Raw genomic sequence first — 16,097 nt, 5'->3', positions numbered from 1 at the left:
ATTTCACCGTTCTGACGGTCAGCCTTCTCAGTTCAGATTCAGAGTTATTGCGTCAGCCGGAGGTGTGCATCATCGCGCCGGGTGATCACATAATCACGAGGATCCAAGCGGGAAAGTTCTCTCATAAACTGGGTCGCGAAACCCGGGTACATCGTGCCGTTGTAGCCGTCCTCGGTCAGATACCAACTGCTGCACCCCGAATTCCATGTCGTTCGTCGAAGGCGGCGCTGAATTTCGGAGTGATAGCGGCCCTGACGATCCTCCCTCACATCCAAAGTACCGATGTCATTTTGCTGAAGGAGTTTGATCGCCTTGACTACGTAGTCAATTACTGCCTCCATATATACGAGCGCCGAGTTGTGGCCTGGCCCGGAATTCGGTCCGAAAGTGAAGAACAAGTTCGGATAGCCGGCCACGCTCACGCTCTTGAAGGCGTATCTCCCCTGAGACCATTCGTCCCCAAGCTTCCGACCACCGAGGCCGCTAATCGGGAACGGGGTGCCACGTTTGCACACATCGAAGCCGGTGGCAAAAACGATGCAGTCCACCTCGTGCTCGACACCGTCGGCGGTTCGAACACCGTTGGGTGACAGTGTGGCGATAGGCCAGCTGATCAGCTTACAGTTATCCGACTGTAGCGCCGGGTAATAATCGCTGGTCATAAGCATACGTTTGCAGCCAGGTCTGAAATGGGGCGTCAACTGACGTCTCAACCAGGGGTCTTTCACCTGCCGACGGAGATGAGCCTTCGCCGCCAGTTGTATCGCTGACGTCGCAGCGGTGTTCCAGACCATACCCACTGCCATCACTTCGTGAGCCCAGAACCAGGCGTCACGGAGCGCCTGTTCGCTCACCGGCAATTGTTTGAAGGTCGAACGCGCCCAAGCCGGATGCTTGAGGTTCACCCTGGGCAACACCCAGCCGGGCGTTCTTTGGAAGACCTTGACCGACGCAGCCGACTTCACGAGCTCAGGAAGGATCTGCACCGCGCTCGCGCCTGTCCCAATGACTGCAACCCTCTTATCGCCGAGATCGTAGCCCTGGTCCCATCGAGCGCTGTGGATCTTCTTTCCCTCGTACGAGTCAATACCCCGAATATCCGGAAAGCTGGCGTCGGCAAGTGGTCCACTGGCCATCACGACTGAACGAGCTTGATAACGCTTTCCGTCAGCCGTGTCGGCCACCCAGATGCCGGCACCCTCATCGAATTCCAAGGCGGTTACATCGGTATCGAACTGGATGAACCGGGCAAGGTCGTACTTGGTGACGATCGTGTCGATATATTCGAGGATCTCAGCGCTCCCCGAGTAGGTATGAGTCCAGCCCGGATTCGGCTCGAACGAGTAGGAGTAGAGAAGCGAGGGAATATCGCAGGCCGCACCAGGGTAAGTATTGTCTCGCCAGGTGCCTCCGACGCGATTTGACCGTTCCAGAATGACGAAGTCATCTGTACCCTCTTGAAGCAGTCTGATCGCCGTACCGATACCTGCGAAACCGGCGCCGACGATCAACGTCGTGGTGGTGCCTGTCATTTGGCCACCGGTTCGTAGGTCAGTTCGTCCGTCCATGATGGGGGCCGGCCGAAAATCTGAACAGGGAAGACATCGATCGCATTGCCAAGGCGCTGAGACACGAAGTGCAGAGGCTGGGACCGCTTGATGGAAGACGACATGTGCGCCTTCAAGATGTGATAGCCGGGCACCCTCCGCGTGTGCTCACTCCGGTCGCCGACATTGGCATACCGCGTCACTGCATTGTATAACTTCTCCTCGGACAGACCCATAGCGTTGAGATTCATCAACATGCGCGTCAGGAGCGGGATATACAGCAACGCGCCGGTGAGAATGCGCGGGTCGACCAGAGCACCCGCAGTTTGAATGGCGTGGATTCGCATGGGGCTGGCGCCCAGGTCATTCAAGACTTGGAAGCCAACCGCGAGATGCCGCGATTCGTCGCTGTTGACCTTGTTGAACACCTCCCCGCACACAGGGTCGTCAACCTCATCGAGGAGAAACTTCAGCAGCGCTCCATCGAGCGCAGTCTCCAGTGCCGGAATCGCGGCCCCGATGACGGTCAGGGGCAGGGCTTCGGCATAACGGTCCAGCCATTCGATCACCAACCGAATATTCTTGTTCGGGACCGGTTTCTCGCCTTCCTCGAGCATGCCCCACCGGCGCATCAGGGCAAGTTCGGCATTGGCGTGGCGCTGCTCCTCGGCGTGAAAGTAACGGTAAATGTCTCCGAGCGCTTCGAATGGCGCCTTCGGAGCCATCGCGGCGAAGGCACGTGCTCCAACATGCTCAATCCACACCACGTCGGACATGAATTGCTTGAGTTTGGGGCGCTGTTCATCGGTGATCAGTTCCGCGCCAGGGGCGTCCCAATCGATATCGGCTAGAGCCCATTGCTTGTTTTTGATTGTCTCGAGCATGTCGCTGTATGCGAAAGCCATTTTTCCTTCTCCTCTACTCGGCTGAATCGTTCCATGAGGCCATGCGCTCCACGAGGCCCAGCGTGCGTGTAAAAGGACCGGGTAGGGCTCTCTTGAGTTGCCACAAGACTTTGGCATCGAGTTGGGGCACTACATAAATTTGTCCGCGATCATGCGCGTTCAACGTCGTTCGAGCAACGTGCTGTGGCGAAATGCCAGTCCATTTCATCAGGTTGGCCGCGAGCCTCGCAGCCGCCTCGTCGATTTGAGGATTTTTGACGATGTTCGTCTTCACGAAGGTGGGGCAAAGCACTGTGACCTTGACGTCAGTACCGCTCAGTTCGGCCGCCAATGTCTCCGACAGAGCGAGGACTCCGGCCTTGCTCACGTTGTAAGCCGCCATTCGAGGGGCCGAGCCAAAGCTCGCTGCGGACGCCACATTGATGACTCCGCCATGCCCACTGCTGCGGAGCCGCGGCACAAAAGTCTCGCAGCCGTAGATAACGCCCCAGAGGTTGACCGAAATCGCCGCTTTCCAGTCCTCGATTGACGTCGCGCCGATTCGGTTACCACCTGCACCGATTCCGGCGTTATTGATGACGAGGCTCGCGGCCTTCCCGAACCAGTCTTCGCTCACATCAGCGAGGTTGCGGATCTGCTCAAGATCGGTGACGTCGCATGCGATGTCGAAGCCTTCGCCGCCAGCCTGCCTCACCAACTCTGCCGACTCTTTTGCGGTGACGGGATCTCTGTCGGCGCACACCACGCGTCCGCCTCGGCGTGCAAGCTCCACGGCGAATGCGCGGCCGATACCGCTTCCTGCGCCCGTGACGACTGCATCGGCTCGGTGCGTTCTGCCGGGTGCGCCGCCGAATGGCAGCAATCTCATCTGTCTGCCTTCCGGGTCGCGACATTGACGTGTGATGTGGGGGAACTCTCATCTGGGGGCATCAGCCACCATTGGTGTCGCATGCCACCAGTTTTGTCATGCACCGGGCGCTTTGTCAAGATGGAGAGGTGCGGTCGAGAAATAAGCGCTGGGGTGGTCGGACCGGGGCCGAGCGTCGTGCAGAACGACGGCAGCAATTGATCGAGGCCGCAACCGAGATTTGGAGTGAGAGCGGTTGGGCCGCGGTCACTATGCGCGGAGTATGCGCCCGCACAAGCCTGAACGATCGGTACTTCTACGAGGACTTCAAGACGCGCGACGAGCTGCTCGTTGCTGCGTGGGATGGCGTCCGCAATGACATGCTCGGCGAGGTCGCCGCGCTCTTCACCGAGCGTGCGAATCGGCCGCCGATCGAGACAATCACCGCAGCGATAGCCATCGTGGTCGATGGGATCGCACGCGATCCCGGCCGAGCGCACATCCTCCTCGCTCAGCATGTCGGTAGCTCACCGCTACAAGACCGCCGCGCGGTGGCGCTCCAGGAGGCAACGCAGTTGGTCGTTGAGGCAAGCCGGCCACACCTCCGACACGATGCCGACGAGATGGCCCTTCGCATGGACACCCTGATCGCCGTCGGGGGGTTCGTCGAAGTCATCACCGCCTGGCACTCGGGTTTGCTTGCGGTGACCGAGAAAGAAGTGGTCGCGCACACCAGCAGACTTGCTGAAACCCTGGCTCAACGCTATGTCGTCAGCGACTGATCGAGGCTCACGACAGGGCCAGCCAGCCCCGTGGCGATCGCTGCGAACTGCATTTGCGGTCCCGACCACCGCCTTCACCGGCCACCTAGCACCGAATCCGTCAGTCGACCGACGCGTCGCGCCCTGTTCGAAAGCGGCGACGCAGGAACGATGCTCCTGCGTCGCCGCACTTCCGTACCTTTGCTATCCCGACTGAGCGATAACTCGCTGTGAACCGTCTTGATCGAACAGTTCTTTGCTCCAACGCTCCAGGACCGCAGCGCTGTCCCAATCATCAGGATGGAAACCCGGGCGATTGTAGGAACGGAAACGCCGCAGCGCATCGGCGGTGAACATCGGGGTGCGACTGAAGCGGTACAGACTGCGCACCAACGTGACCGGGTTATATGAGGCTCTATCGGCGGCCATGGACAAGGCAGTCTGCAGAATGAGCTCGCCGAACAGAATTACTGAAGCGATCCGCATGCCCCGTACACGGGTGCGCTCGGTTCCTCCAATCAGCTGATAGACATCGAAGGCAACCGCTTTGTGCTCCGACTCCTCGAAGGCATGCCACAGCAGGATCGGTCGAACCTCTGTCTGGCCGATGAGCTTCTGGGCGTCTTCGCTGGTAAGAATGATTTCTGCCAGCGTAGCGGTGTAGTGCTCCAACGCGGAGGTCATGGACAGCCGCATTTCCGGCGAAAAGCGCCGTTCCAATCGCTTGATCAGGCGTGCGACATGACGGTCGATTCGCGCGGTCGGATACCCCATGACCTGGAGTCGCTCGTTGAGGAGACGATGCTGGTGTCGATGTGTGGCCTCTTGTCCGATGAAACCCTTGACCGCTGTCTCCAATTGGGGATCGTCGATGGAACTCTGGAAGTTCCTGACCGAGCGGATGAAGAAATCCTCGCCTTCCGGGAACGTCGCAGAAAGCACCGCGATGAAATGGCTCATCACCAGGTCGCCATCGACGAAGTGTTGCCGCTTCGTGGAGGTCGGCATCGGAAACCGAACACGCCTGGGCTTTGGCAGCACCCGGGTCCGGGTCGGGGCTTGATCGTCCGACATTTGAGGTCCTTCCTTGAAATTTGGATCTGACTTTATACCTTGTCAGATAAGACTGCCAGACTGTAGGACATGAGTCCAGCACGTGTTTATGGCGGGCTGTCCGCAACTCAACGCGATGCGCAGCGCCGCGTGAGGTTGATTGATGCCACGGTCTCAATCATGGGCACCCACGGAGCTACCGCGTGCACCGTGACCGCGGTGTGTGCGAAATCAGGAGTGACGAGCCGGTACTTCTACCAACAGTTTCGCGACCGAGACGCGCTCCTGCGCGCGGTATTTGCCAAGATCTCCGCCACCTTCCAAGCGGTGATAACCAGCGCCATTCCGGACGACACCGTAGCTCCTCAAGAACTGGCTTACGCTCCGATCAAGGCCCTGGTTCAGCTGATCGAGAACGATCCCCGCATGGCCCGTATACTGTTTGTCGAATCGGGCGCAGAATCCCTCCTTCGGCAACTGCGAAGCGAACTGATGACCGATTTTGCGGAGCTGGTGCTCAGAGAGGCCCGCTTGCACCTCGATATACCCAGCGATGTGCTCCAAGTCGCAGATCTCGCCGCTACCTACGGTGTCGGGGGTCTGTTCGAGATACTCCGTCGCTGGATCGACGGACAACTGAACCTCTCGACTGAAATGCTTATCGAGCACTGTGCGGGTTTTCTCGGCATTCTCGGCCTATATACCCTCGGACAGGCGCCTGATCAGGCCGCTCCGCCGCTGGCCAAAGCCGAGGAGACCCGATAGATTCTGGCCGACCGGCGTTATGCACTACTCGGTTGGGCTGAAGGGCATGGCGCGACACTGACAATCACTGCGAGCGTTCATCTGAGATCGCGACCGTAGAGACTCAACGCTCCAGTCGAGGAACTCGATACGACCTCGCAAGGAGCCACACTGCCAGGCTGGAGGCTCACAGCGGAGGGCCGTCAGTTCGTTCTCCGCTGTGAGACCTCTACGGGGTCAAGAGCTATCCCTTCAGATGACGGTTATCGACCCCGTTCTTACGGAGTCACTGCGACTCGCTCGCGCGGGTTCCCGGTTCCCGGTGGATGCAAGACATTCGCGACATCGCTGGGTAACACATCCGAGCCAGGGGCAACTCCAGCGGCGTGTGTGCCGTCCCTCCCCAGTCAATTCCTTCGATCGCTCGATCTGCAGCGAAACGCACCGCTTCGATCCCTCGCCATTCGACGGAACCATGGCGCGGAACAAATCCGACGCCCGCCCCGCACCGTTGTCACCTGATGTTAATTGCGGCTAACATCAGCGCCTAGTAGATCGACGTCGATGGTCGCTTGGAGGGAAAACTTTGGTACAGGTCCTGCCCGATCGGGTCGACGACACCGCGCCCGGCTATCTCAAGAACCGCGAAGGACTGAGCGCGCAACTCGACACCATCGCGGAGCAACTGGCGCTGGTCAACGGCGGCGGCGGCGCGAAATACGTTGCGCGCCACCGTAAGCGGGGCAAGCTGCTTGTCCGCGAGCGCATCGAGCTGATGCTCGACCCCGACACGGCGTTCCTCGAACTATGCCCCTTCGCCGCCTGGGGCAGTAAGTTCCCCGTCGGCGGTAGCGTGGTGGTAGGCATCGGCGTGGTCGAGGGCATCGAGTCGATGATCATCGCCCACGACCCCACCGTCCGCGGCGGCGCATCGAACCCTTATACCTTCCGCAAGGTGTTCCGCGGCATGGCCATCGCGCGGGAGAACCGACTGCCCATCATCAACATCGTCGAGTCTGGCGGCGCCGACCTGCCCACACAGGCAGAGATCTTCGTGCCCGGCGGACAGCTGTTCCACGACTTGACACAGCACAGCGCAGCGGGGCTGCCGACACTGGCCTTGGTCTTCGGCAACTCGACCGCGGGAGGTGCGTACGTCCCGGGCATGTGCGACTACGTCGTGATGGTGCGCAACCGTTCCAAGGTGTTCCTCGGCGGTCCGCCGCTGGTCAAGATGGCCACGGGCGAGGTCTCCGATGACGAGTCGCTCGGCGGCGCCGACATGCACGCCCGCACCTCGGGGCTGGCCGATTACATGGCAGAGGACGAGCAGGATGCGATCCGCATCGGCCGTCGCATCATGGCGCGGCTCAACTGGCGGAAGAGCGGCCCCGGACCCACCACGCCGCCGCACCCGCCGGTGCACGACCCCGATCAGCTGCTCGGCATCGCGTCGGTCGATCCGAAGGTGCCCTTCGACCCCCGCGACGTCATCGCCCGAGTGGTCGACGGCTCGACCTTCGACGAGTTCAAACCTCTCTACGGCACGTCACTCGTCACCGGCTGGGCCTCGATCCACGGCTTCCCGGTCGGCATCCTCGCCAACGCACGGGGCATCCTGTTCAGTGAGGAGGCCGAGAAGGGTTCGCAGTTCATCCAACTGGCGAATCAGATCGACACCCCCCTCATCTTCCTGCAGAACACCACCGGTTTCATGGTCGGTGCCGAGTACGAGCAGGGCGGCATCATCAAGGACGGCGCCAAGATGATCAACGCCGTGTCCAACAGCACAGTTCCGCACGTGACCATCACCATGGGTGCGTCCTACGGTGCCGGGAACTACGGCATGTGCGGACGGTCGTACTCGCCGCGTTTCCTATTCGCTTGGCCTAACTCGAAGTCGGCCGTGATGGGTCCGGCGCAACTGGCCGGAGTGCTGTCCATCGTGGCGCGCGAGTCCGCCGCCGACCGCGGGCTGCCCTTCGACGAGGAGGCCGACGCCCAGATGCGCGCCGCCGTCGAGGAACAGATCGAGCGCGAATCCGTCGCACTGGCCAACAGCGGCCGACTTTACGACGACGGGATCATCGATCCCCGCGATACGCGGACCGTTCTCGGGTTCTGCCTGTCGGTGATCCACAACGGCGAGGTCCGTGGCCAGCGTGGCTACGGCGTGTTCCGGATGTGATGGCGATGCCCAAGATCCGCAAGGTCCTGGTCGCCAACCGTGGCGAGATCGCGCGGCGGGTGTTCCGCACTTGCCGCGATCTCGGCATCGCCACCGTCGCGGTCTATTCCGACGCCGACGCCGACGCGTGGCACGTCGCCGACGCCGACGAGGCCGTGCACCTTCCCGGCTCGTCTGCCGCTGAGACCTACCTCGACATCCACCGGATCATCGCCGCTGCCTCGCTCACCGGCGCGGACGCAGTACACCCCGGCTACGGCTTCCTTTCGGAAAACGCCGGGTTCGCGCGCGCCTGTGCCGCCGCCGACCTCGTCTTCATCGGTCCGCCGCCCGGGGCGATCGACGCGATGGGCTCGAAGCTGCAGGCCAAGAAGACGATGTCCGACGCGGGGGTGCCTGTGCTGCCCGGTGGCGACACGACGGGGCTATCGGCCGAGCAGCTGGCGAAGCTGGCCGCCGACGTCGGCTACCCCGTGCTGGTCAAGGCCAGCGCCGGCGGCGGTGGCCGAGGCATGCGCATTGTCGCGTCGCCGGACGAGCTCGACGAAGCGGTCACCTCCGCTTCGCGTGAGGCCGCCGCCGCGTTCGCCGACGGCACCGTCTTCCTCGAGCGTTACGTCCAGCGCCCACGCCACGTCGAGATCCAGATCATGGCCGACACGCACGGAAACGTCGTCTCTCTGTTCGAGCGCGAGTGCTCCGTGCAGCGTCGACACCAGAAGGTGATCGAGGAGGCGCCGTCACCGGTCGTCGACGACGCGTTGCGCGCTCGGATGAGCGAGGCCGCCATCGCCGCCGCGCGCGCCGTCGGCTACGTAGGCGCCGGGACGGTCGAGTTCGTCTACGACGCCGCTCAGGATGGCAAAGCCGACTCCTTCGCCTTCCTCGAGATGAACACCCGGCTGCAGGTCGAGCACCCGGTTACCGAGCTGATCACCGGCCTCGACCTGGTGCGTGCCCAGCTGCTCGTAGCCATGGGCCGCCCGCTGCCTGAGGAGATGCACAACCCGCGAATTCGCGGTCACGCGGTCGAGGCCCGTCTGTGCGCCGAGGATCCGGCCGATGACTACCGGCCCTGTACCGGCACCCTGCGCACCTTGGATGTCCCGGCGCTTGCCGGCGTGCGGGTTGACTCGGGTTTTCGTGCCGGTTCGGTCATCAGTCATTACTACGATTCGCTGCTGGCCAAGGTCATCGCGTGGGCACCAACGCGCGACGAGGCACTTGCCAGCCTCTCGGCGGCGCTGGCCGGCGCCCGTATTCACGGCGTGACCACCAATCGCAACCTGCTTGTTCGCGTCCTGCGCCATGACGAGTTCGCCGGGCGGGGCACCGACACTGGGTTCCTTGAGCGACACGACGTCGCCCAACTCGGCGCTGCCCTCCCAGACACGCAGTCCGAGCGCCTGCACGCCGTCGCGGCGACCGTGGCCGGGGTGGCCGCGCGGCGTGCCGTCGCAACTCTGCAGGCCACGTTGCCCGCCGGCTGGCGCAACAACCCTTCGCAGCCGCAGACCACGACCTGGCAGACCCAGGGTGGGCGCGAAGTGCGCGTCGGGTACACGTTAGGTTCGACAGGGACCTGCCTGCAGGTCGACGACGAGCCGTTGGCCGACGTCGAGGTTGTCGAGGGCAGTAGCGAGCGGGTGGTGCTGCGCGTCGACGGGGTGCGCCGCACTTATGATGTCGTCCTCGACGGCGATGTTGCCCACCTCGACTCGGTCGCCGGCTACTCCGCCCTGCGGCTGGCGCCACGCTTCGTCGACCCGAGCACTCTCAACCCGCCCGGGTCGCTCACCGCGCCGATGCCGGGCTCGGTGATCCGACTACCGGTCGCCGAGGGCGAGACGGTCTCGGCGGGCCAAACCCTTGTCGTCCTGGAGGCGATGAAGATGGAGCACACCGTCGCGAGCCCGATCGACGGGGTGCTGAGCGCCCTGCCGGTCCAGGTCGGCCATCAGGTCTCGAGCGGTGACGTCCTCGCCGTGGTCGAGGCGGTGGACGGCGGTGAAGTGGCGTCGGACGCCACCGAGCTCTAATGAACCCGGCGCGCTCCCGATCGGTGGCGCGTCGATACCGATGTGAGGAGTGTCATGGAATTGCACGAGACAGAGGAACGTCAGGACCTGCGCAAGGCGGTCGCCGAGATCGCCAAGGACTTCGGACACGAGTACTACCTGGAAAAATCGCTGGCCGGCGCGAAGAGCACCGAGCTGTGGCAGGCCGTGGGCAAACAGGGCTTCCTCGGGGTGAACCTTTCCGAGCAGTACGGCGGCGGCGGCGGCGGCATCTACGACATGCAGATCGTCGGTGAGGAGCTCGCCGCGGCGGGCTGCCCGCTGCTGATGACCGTCGTCTCGCCAACCATCTGCGGCACGATCATCCAGGCATTCGGCAGTGAGGAACTCAAGCAGCAGTGGCTGCCGGGCATCGCCAGCGGCGAGACGATCATGGCATTCGCAATCACCGAGCCGGACGCGGGCTCGAACTCGCACAACATCTCCACGACCGCGAAACGCGACGGCGACGACTGGGTCATCAACGGCACCAAGTACTACATCTCCGGTGTCGACGAAGCCGAAGCGATCCTGGTCGTCACCCGAACGTCTACCAACGACAGTGGTCGCGGACTACTCAGCCTGCTCGTCGTGCCCACCGATGTCCCCGGGCTCACCAAGTCACTCATCCCGGTCCAGGCGGTCACTCCAGAGAAGCAGTTCACTCTATTCTTCGATGACGTCCGCGTGCCGGCCGCCAACCTTATCGGCACGGAGAACGAGGGCCTGCGCCAGGTCTTCATGGGCCTGAACCCGGAGCGAATCATGGGGGCAGCGCTCGGCAACGGCATCGGCCGTTACGCGCTGGATAAAGCCGCCGATTACGCCCGCAACCGCCACGTGTGGGGAGCGCCGATCGGCTCGCACCAGGGCGTATCGCACCCCCTCGCCCACGCCAAGATCCAGGTCGAGCTGGCCCGGTTGATGACCCAGCGTGCCGCCGCCCTGCACGACGCCGGCGATCCGGGGTCGGGTGAGGCGTCGAACATGGCGAAATATGCCGCAGCCGAGGCGGGCATCCTGGCGCTCGACCAGGCGATTCAGACCCACGGCGGCAACGGCATGGCCACCGAGTACGGCCTCGCCACGTTGTGGGGTCCGGCCCGGCTCATGCGCACCGCGCCGATCAGCCGCGAAATGATCCTCAACTTCGTGGCGCAGCACAGCCTGAAACTGCCCGCGTCCTACTGAGTCGCCGCGGACGGAAAGGGAATCGCATGCAACTCGGCATCGGTCAGTGGGTGACCCGGCGCGCCTTCCTCAACGGCGGGCGCACCGCGTTGATCAGCAACGGCGCGCACATCACCTACGCCGACCTCGATCGGCGCACCAACCAGGTCGCCGCCGCACTCATCGCCCTCGGCGTGCGCAAGGGCGATCGGGTCGCGATGCTGCTGGTCAATTCGACCGAGTTCATCCAGGTGCTGCTGGGCTGCGCCAAAATCGGCGCACTTGCAGTTCCGCTCAACGTGCGCCTTGCCGGACCCGAGATCGGCTACATCCTGGCCGACTCAGGCGCCGATGTTCTGGTCTTCCACGAGCCGTTCGCCGCGCAGGCCAAGAGCGCCGTCACCGAGTCCGGAGTCCGCGTGCGCCATGTCGTACGCGCCGGTGGGGCGCCGGCGCCGGGCGAGCTCGGCTACGAAGACGTCGTCTCGGGCGCCGCGCCCGAACCGCTCAACGGTGACGTCGACGGCAGCGACCCCGCGTTCATCATGTACACGTCGGGGACGACGGGCCGACCCAAGGGCGCGATCCTCACCCACGACAACCTGCTATGGAACGCGATCAACGTCCTCGGCACCGACATCGGCCTGCGGGGCGAGGACGTCACCGTCGCGGTGGCGCCGATGTTCCACATCGGCGGGCTGGGAGTACACACCCTGCCGCTGCTCTACGTCGGCGGCACCAGCGTCATCATGCCGTCCTTCGAGCCGCGAGCTACGCTGCAGGCGATGGCCGACCACCACGTCACGGTTCAGTTCATGGTGCCGGCCATGTGGACCGCTCTCACACAGGTGTCCGACTTCGACTCCTTCAACCTGTCTGCGCTGCGTTTCGCCATGGGCGGCGGGTCGCCCGTCCCCCTCACGGTCAGCGACTTCATGCGCGAGCGAGGCGTGCCCTTCACCGAGGGCTTCGGCATGACCGAGACCGCTCCCCTGGTGACCGTCCTCGACGCCGAGAACATCAGCACGCGGGCCGGGTCGATCGGCCGCGTCGCGATGCATGTCGACGGCGTTGCGCGGGGGCTGGTTCCACACGGGCGATCTCGGGCGCATGGACGCGGAGGGCTTCATCACCCTCGTCGACCGCAAGAAGGACATGATCATCTCCGGCGGCGAGAACGTCTACCCGATCGAGGTCGAGCAGGTCCTCTTCCGCCACCCGGCGGTGTTCGACGCCGCCGTGATCGGCGGTAAGGACGCGAAGTGGGGCGAACGCGTCGTCGCGGTCGTGGTTGCCGACCCGGCGACGCAGGCGCCGAGCGCCGAGGAGATCGTGGCGTGGTGCCGGGAGCGGCTGGCACACTTCAAGTGTCCGCGTGACGTGCACTTCGTCGCCGAACTGCCGCGCAACGCCACCGGCAAGCTGCTCAAGACCGAGCTGCGCGCGCAGTTCACGGGCATCGAGGGCGGAGTCGTTTTGCGCTGAGTCGTGCCGCTGCACATCGCGGGTTCGGAGCAGGGCCCCTAAATCATGAACTGAGAAAAGGATCGACAGCATCGGCGGGGGCTAGCGGTTTCGTTCACCTCCCTCGATTCGGTGCGGCGGGTGCCGACGCAGGCAACCCCAGCGTCGGTAGGATCCCAGCCCAGCGGATCGGACGGCGAACAACGTAACCACAAATCGACAGGAGGCCTGAAAGTGGCCGGTTTGCGCCGCAAACTGCTCCTCGAGGCCGCCGCCGACCTGTTCGCGCGGCAAGGCTTTCACGCCGTGGGCATCGACGACATCGGTGCCGCAGCAGGGGTGAGCGGGCCGGCCGTCTACCGGCACTTTCAGAACAAGGACGCGATCCTTCGCGAGTTATGCGACGCCGCCATGACTGAGCTGCTGGCCGGCGCCCGGCGCGCCACCACGGCCGGCACACCGACGGAGGTCCTGCACGCCCTTGTCGACCTGCACGCGGCCTTCGGCGCGCGACGACGCGGCCTGTTGGCCGTCTACGCCCGCGAGCACCGCTCGCTGTCGCCGCTGGCGACCCGTGCCCTGCGACGCCGACAGCACAGCTACGAGTCCTTTTGGGTCGAGGCACTCGTACGAGCACGGGGCGATCTGGACCGTGAGCGCGCACAGGGCCTGGTCGCCGCCGTGCTGTCATTGCTCAACGCGTCCGCGTACATGCCGGCGTCGCTGGACGACGCGACGATTGAGGCGATGCTGGCCGCCGCGGCCGTTGCGGCGCTGTTCAGCCGCGCGGTTACACAGCAGGTAGACGGCGCCCCGCACCGGATTTAGTGTGTGTCGAGCAGCGACTGGGGAATGTCCACCATGCGGGACCGCACGTATTCCCCGAGCCCCTTGGCCTGTGCGTCCAGCCGGGTCGAGGAGGCCACCCCGTCACCGAGCAAGCCGTGCACCACCACGTTGAGGGCGCGCAGGTTCGGCAGTTCGAAGCGCTCCATGGGCAGGTGCGCCGTCTCCGGCCCGAGCAGAGTGCGCAGCCGCTCGACGCTGAGGTAGTCACGCGCCCACGCGTACCCAGGGTCATCCCGTGCCCACAGGCCGAGGTTAGCGTTGCCGCCCTTGTCTCCGGACCGCGCGCCGAGTACCGACCCGAGCGGCGCGCGACGTGTCGGCCCGGACGGCACTGGCAGCTTCGCGAGCGCGGCGATCCTAGCCGGCGGGACGGCACCGGTCGGCGGGTCGGGGATCTCGTGCCGTGTGCCGTCGGCGTCGACGAGTACGTGCGTGAGGGCCGACCGCGCTACGTAGGCCGGCCGGTAGACGCCGAAGGCGGTCTCCGAGGACGGTGGCGTGGTGGTGTGGAAGCCGGCGAAACCAGCCAGGGCGATCTCCATGACCCCCCCGGAGAAGGCTCGGCCCACCTTGCGCGGGTCGGCGTCCTTCACCGTCACACGCAGGTGCGCGCAGGCTTGCTCGTTCGTCGGTGCGTCGGAGACGTCGAAACGCAACAGCCTCACGTCGACTTCGTCGAAGGCGTCGCGTCCGCCGAGAACGTCGAAGAGCTGCTGTTCGGCGAAAGCCGCCTTGGCCCCGATGTCGAGGCCGGTGAGCACCATGGTCATTGTGTTACGGAAGCCGCCCACCTCATTCAACGCCACCTTCAACGTGTCCGGCGGCGGACTGCCTTTCGTACCGCTGATCGCGACGCGGTGCTCACCCTGTTGAGCCAGCCGGATGGTGTCGAAGTGGGCGACGACGTCGGGGCCGAGGTAGGCAGGTTCAGCGGTCTCGTAGAGCAGCTGGGCGGTGACCGTGCCGACTGAGACCAGTCCCCCGGTGCCGGGATGCTTCGTGATCACCGAAGAGCCGTCCTCGGCGACCTCGGCGATCGGAAACCCCGGGTAGCGGCGGTCCGTGATCTCGTCCAGGAACGCGTAGTTGCCGCCCGTCGCCTGAGGGCCGCACTCGATCACGTGCCCGGCGACGACCGCGCCCGCGAGCCGATCCCAGTCGGCGGGTGCCCAGGCGTGCCACCAGGCGGCTGGACCGACGACCAGGGATGCGTCGGTGACCCGGCCGGTCACGACGACGTCGGCGCCCGAACGCAGCGCCTCGGTGATGCCCCAGGCGCCGAGGTACGCGTTGGCCGATACCGGTTTGATGTCGCCGACGGGCGGCGTGATTGCGTGGAGGTCGCCACGTAGGTCGTCGCCCTCGACGTGAGCGACGCGCGCGGTGAGGCCGAGACGGGCGGACAGCTCGCGCAACGCGGCGGCCAAGCCGGCGGGATTCAGCCCGCCCGCGTTCGCGACGACCTTGATGCCATGATCGAGACAGGTGCCCAGCACCTGTTCCATTTGGGTGAGGAAAGTCCGCGCGTACCCGCCGGACGGGTCTTTGGCCTGGGCCTTGGCCAGGATGAGCATGGTCAGCTCGGCCAGATAGTCACCGCACAGGACGTCGATCGGTCCGCCCTCGACCATCTCGCGGGCTGCGGCGATGCGGTCGCCGTAAAAGCCGGAGCAGTTGCCGATGCGGACCGGGACGCTCACCGCTGACGCCCTGCAAACTGGCCCGCCACGCGCCCGCCGCCAGGGGGCCCCGCGAAGGCCTGGGCGATCGCGAGCCACTGGTGGTCGGCCAGCGGGCCGTCGGCGACCAAAGCGGTGTCGTCGCGGTGGCGGCGTTGGGTGACCAACAGGCAAAAGTCGAGCGCCGGCCCGCTCACGCGGTTGGCCGCGTCGGCTGGCCCCCACGTCCAGACGCTGCCGTCCGGAGCGGTCAGCTCAACGCGTACCGGGTCCGCGGGCAGGTCCAGACCGTTGGCCAGGTAGCTGAACGCGCGTGCACCCACCCCGATGTGGGCCACGTGACGCAGCCGTGCCGTGGCCTCGCGGGTCGCGCCGAGCGCGTCGACGACGTCCTGGCCGTGCGCCCAGGTCTCCATGAGTCGCGCTGTCAGCGACGAGACCGCGCTCATCGGCGGCCCGAACCACGGCAGGCGGGTCGCCGGGGCAATGTCCGCGAACGCCGCAACGAGGGCGGCACGCGACGTGTCGAACCACGCGAGCAGGTCGGCAGCCGGCATTTGACGGTAGCGCTCGGCGATGACGTCGGGTGAGATGGCTCCGTCGGCCATCATCGGCAGGTAGTCGCTGCTGAACCCGTCGGGGTCGGTGGCCGAGCGCACCGCGACGTCGTCGAAGAACGCCAGATGGCTGATCTGGTCGCGGATCGTCCAGCCCACGGCCGGAGTCGGCGCGTCCCAGCCGCGCGGACCTTCGGTCAGCGGCGCGACCAATCCGCGTAGGGCTGCCGTCTCCGCTTCGATGTCGGTGATAACCGACTGCATGCTCACCGCCAT

Annotated in this window: 12 protein-coding genes and 1 pseudogene; 7 read left to right on the top strand and 6 right to left on the bottom strand. The window is 64.7% G+C overall.

What is annotated here, in order from left to right; genetic code table 11:
- Positions 1–44: 44 nt before the first annotated feature.
- The 3 genes from MAB_RS10595 to MAB_RS10585 are packed head-to-tail and all read right to left on the bottom strand — an operon-like array spanning position 45 to position 3,320.
- Positions 45–1,532 (bottom strand): flavin-containing monooxygenase, encoded by a 1,488-nt coding sequence (locus MAB_RS10595; RefSeq protein ID WP_005110579.1) that lies wholly within the window; start codon positions 1,530–1,532, stop codon positions 45–47.
- Complete coding sequence (locus MAB_RS10590) at positions 1,529–2,452, bottom strand: hypothetical protein (RefSeq protein WP_005110577.1); 924 nt, start codon at positions 2,450–2,452, stop codon at positions 1,529–1,531. The genes MAB_RS10595 and MAB_RS10590 overlap by 4 nt, the downstream gene beginning before the upstream one ends.
- A gap of 13 nt (positions 2,453–2,465) precedes the next feature.
- Complete coding sequence (locus MAB_RS10585; RefSeq protein ID WP_005110575.1) at positions 2,466–3,320, bottom strand: SDR family NAD(P)-dependent oxidoreductase; 855 nt, start codon at positions 3,318–3,320, stop codon at positions 2,466–2,468.
- A 128-nt stretch (positions 3,321–3,448) separates the two neighbouring features.
- Here MAB_RS10585 and MAB_RS10580 point away from each other — a divergent pair, with 128 nt between their 5' ends.
- On the top strand, positions 3,449–4,081 hold the full coding sequence (locus MAB_RS10580; protein ID WP_012296506.1) for a TetR/AcrR family transcriptional regulator: 633 nt from the start codon (positions 3,449–3,451) through the stop codon (positions 4,079–4,081).
- A gap of 183 nt (positions 4,082–4,264) precedes the next feature.
- Here the strand turns inward: MAB_RS10580 and MAB_RS10575 are convergent, their stop codons facing one another.
- On the bottom strand, positions 4,265–5,134 hold the full coding sequence (locus MAB_RS10575; protein WP_005110571.1) for a metal-dependent hydrolase: 870 nt from the start codon (positions 5,132–5,134) through the stop codon (positions 4,265–4,267).
- Positions 5,135–5,203: 69 nt separating this feature from the next.
- On the opposite strand from MAB_RS10575, the gene MAB_RS10570 reads away from it, so the two are divergent.
- From MAB_RS10570 to MAB_RS10545, 6 genes and pseudogenes are all read left to right on the top strand, one after another.
- On the top strand, positions 5,204–5,878 hold the full coding sequence (locus MAB_RS10570; RefSeq protein WP_005110568.1) for a TetR/AcrR family transcriptional regulator: 675 nt from the start codon (positions 5,204–5,206) through the stop codon (positions 5,876–5,878).
- 565 nt (positions 5,879–6,443) lie between these two features.
- A complete protein-coding gene (locus tag MAB_RS10565; protein WP_005110566.1) occupies positions 6,444–8,045 on the top strand; it encodes an acyl-CoA carboxylase subunit beta in 1,602 nt (533 codons plus the stop codon).
- A gap of 5 nt (positions 8,046–8,050) precedes the next feature.
- Positions 8,051–10,084, top strand: a complete 2,034-nt coding sequence (locus MAB_RS10560; RefSeq protein ID WP_005110563.1) for an ATP-binding protein — start codon at positions 8,051–8,053, stop codon at positions 10,082–10,084.
- A 54-nt stretch (positions 10,085–10,138) separates the two neighbouring features.
- Positions 10,139–11,293, top strand: coding sequence for an acyl-CoA dehydrogenase family protein (locus tag MAB_RS10555; RefSeq protein WP_005086601.1), 1,155 nt, complete (start codon positions 10,139–10,141; stop codon positions 11,291–11,293).
- A 26-nt stretch (positions 11,294–11,319) separates the two neighbouring features.
- Positions 11,320–12,757, top strand: a pseudogene (locus MAB_RS10550) (AMP-binding protein).
- 213 nt (positions 12,758–12,970) lie between these two features.
- Positions 12,971–13,564, top strand: a complete 594-nt coding sequence (locus MAB_RS10545; RefSeq protein ID WP_005086604.1) for a TetR/AcrR family transcriptional regulator — start codon at positions 12,971–12,973, stop codon at positions 13,562–13,564.
- Here MAB_RS10545 and MAB_RS10540 read toward each other — a convergent pair.
- Both MAB_RS10540 and MAB_RS10535 read right to left on the bottom strand, forming a co-directional pair.
- On the bottom strand, positions 13,561–15,285 hold the full coding sequence (locus MAB_RS10540; protein WP_005110557.1) for an acyclic terpene utilization AtuA family protein: 1,725 nt from the start codon (positions 15,283–15,285) through the stop codon (positions 13,561–13,563). The two genes, MAB_RS10545 and MAB_RS10540, sit on opposite strands and share 4 nt — an antisense overlap.
- Complete coding sequence (locus MAB_RS10535) at positions 15,282–16,097, bottom strand: TIGR03084 family metal-binding protein (RefSeq protein WP_005110556.1); 816 nt, start codon at positions 16,095–16,097, stop codon at positions 15,282–15,284. The genes MAB_RS10540 and MAB_RS10535 overlap by 4 nt, the downstream gene beginning before the upstream one ends.

The sequence above is a fragment of the Mycobacteroides abscessus ATCC 19977 genome, assembly GCF_000069185.1.
In the GTDB taxonomy this organism is placed as follows: Bacteria; Actinomycetota; Actinomycetes; order Mycobacteriales; family Mycobacteriaceae; genus Mycobacterium; species Mycobacterium abscessus.
Note: the sequence above shows the minus strand (reverse complement) of the source record. Positions and strands in the feature narration are given on the sequence as shown.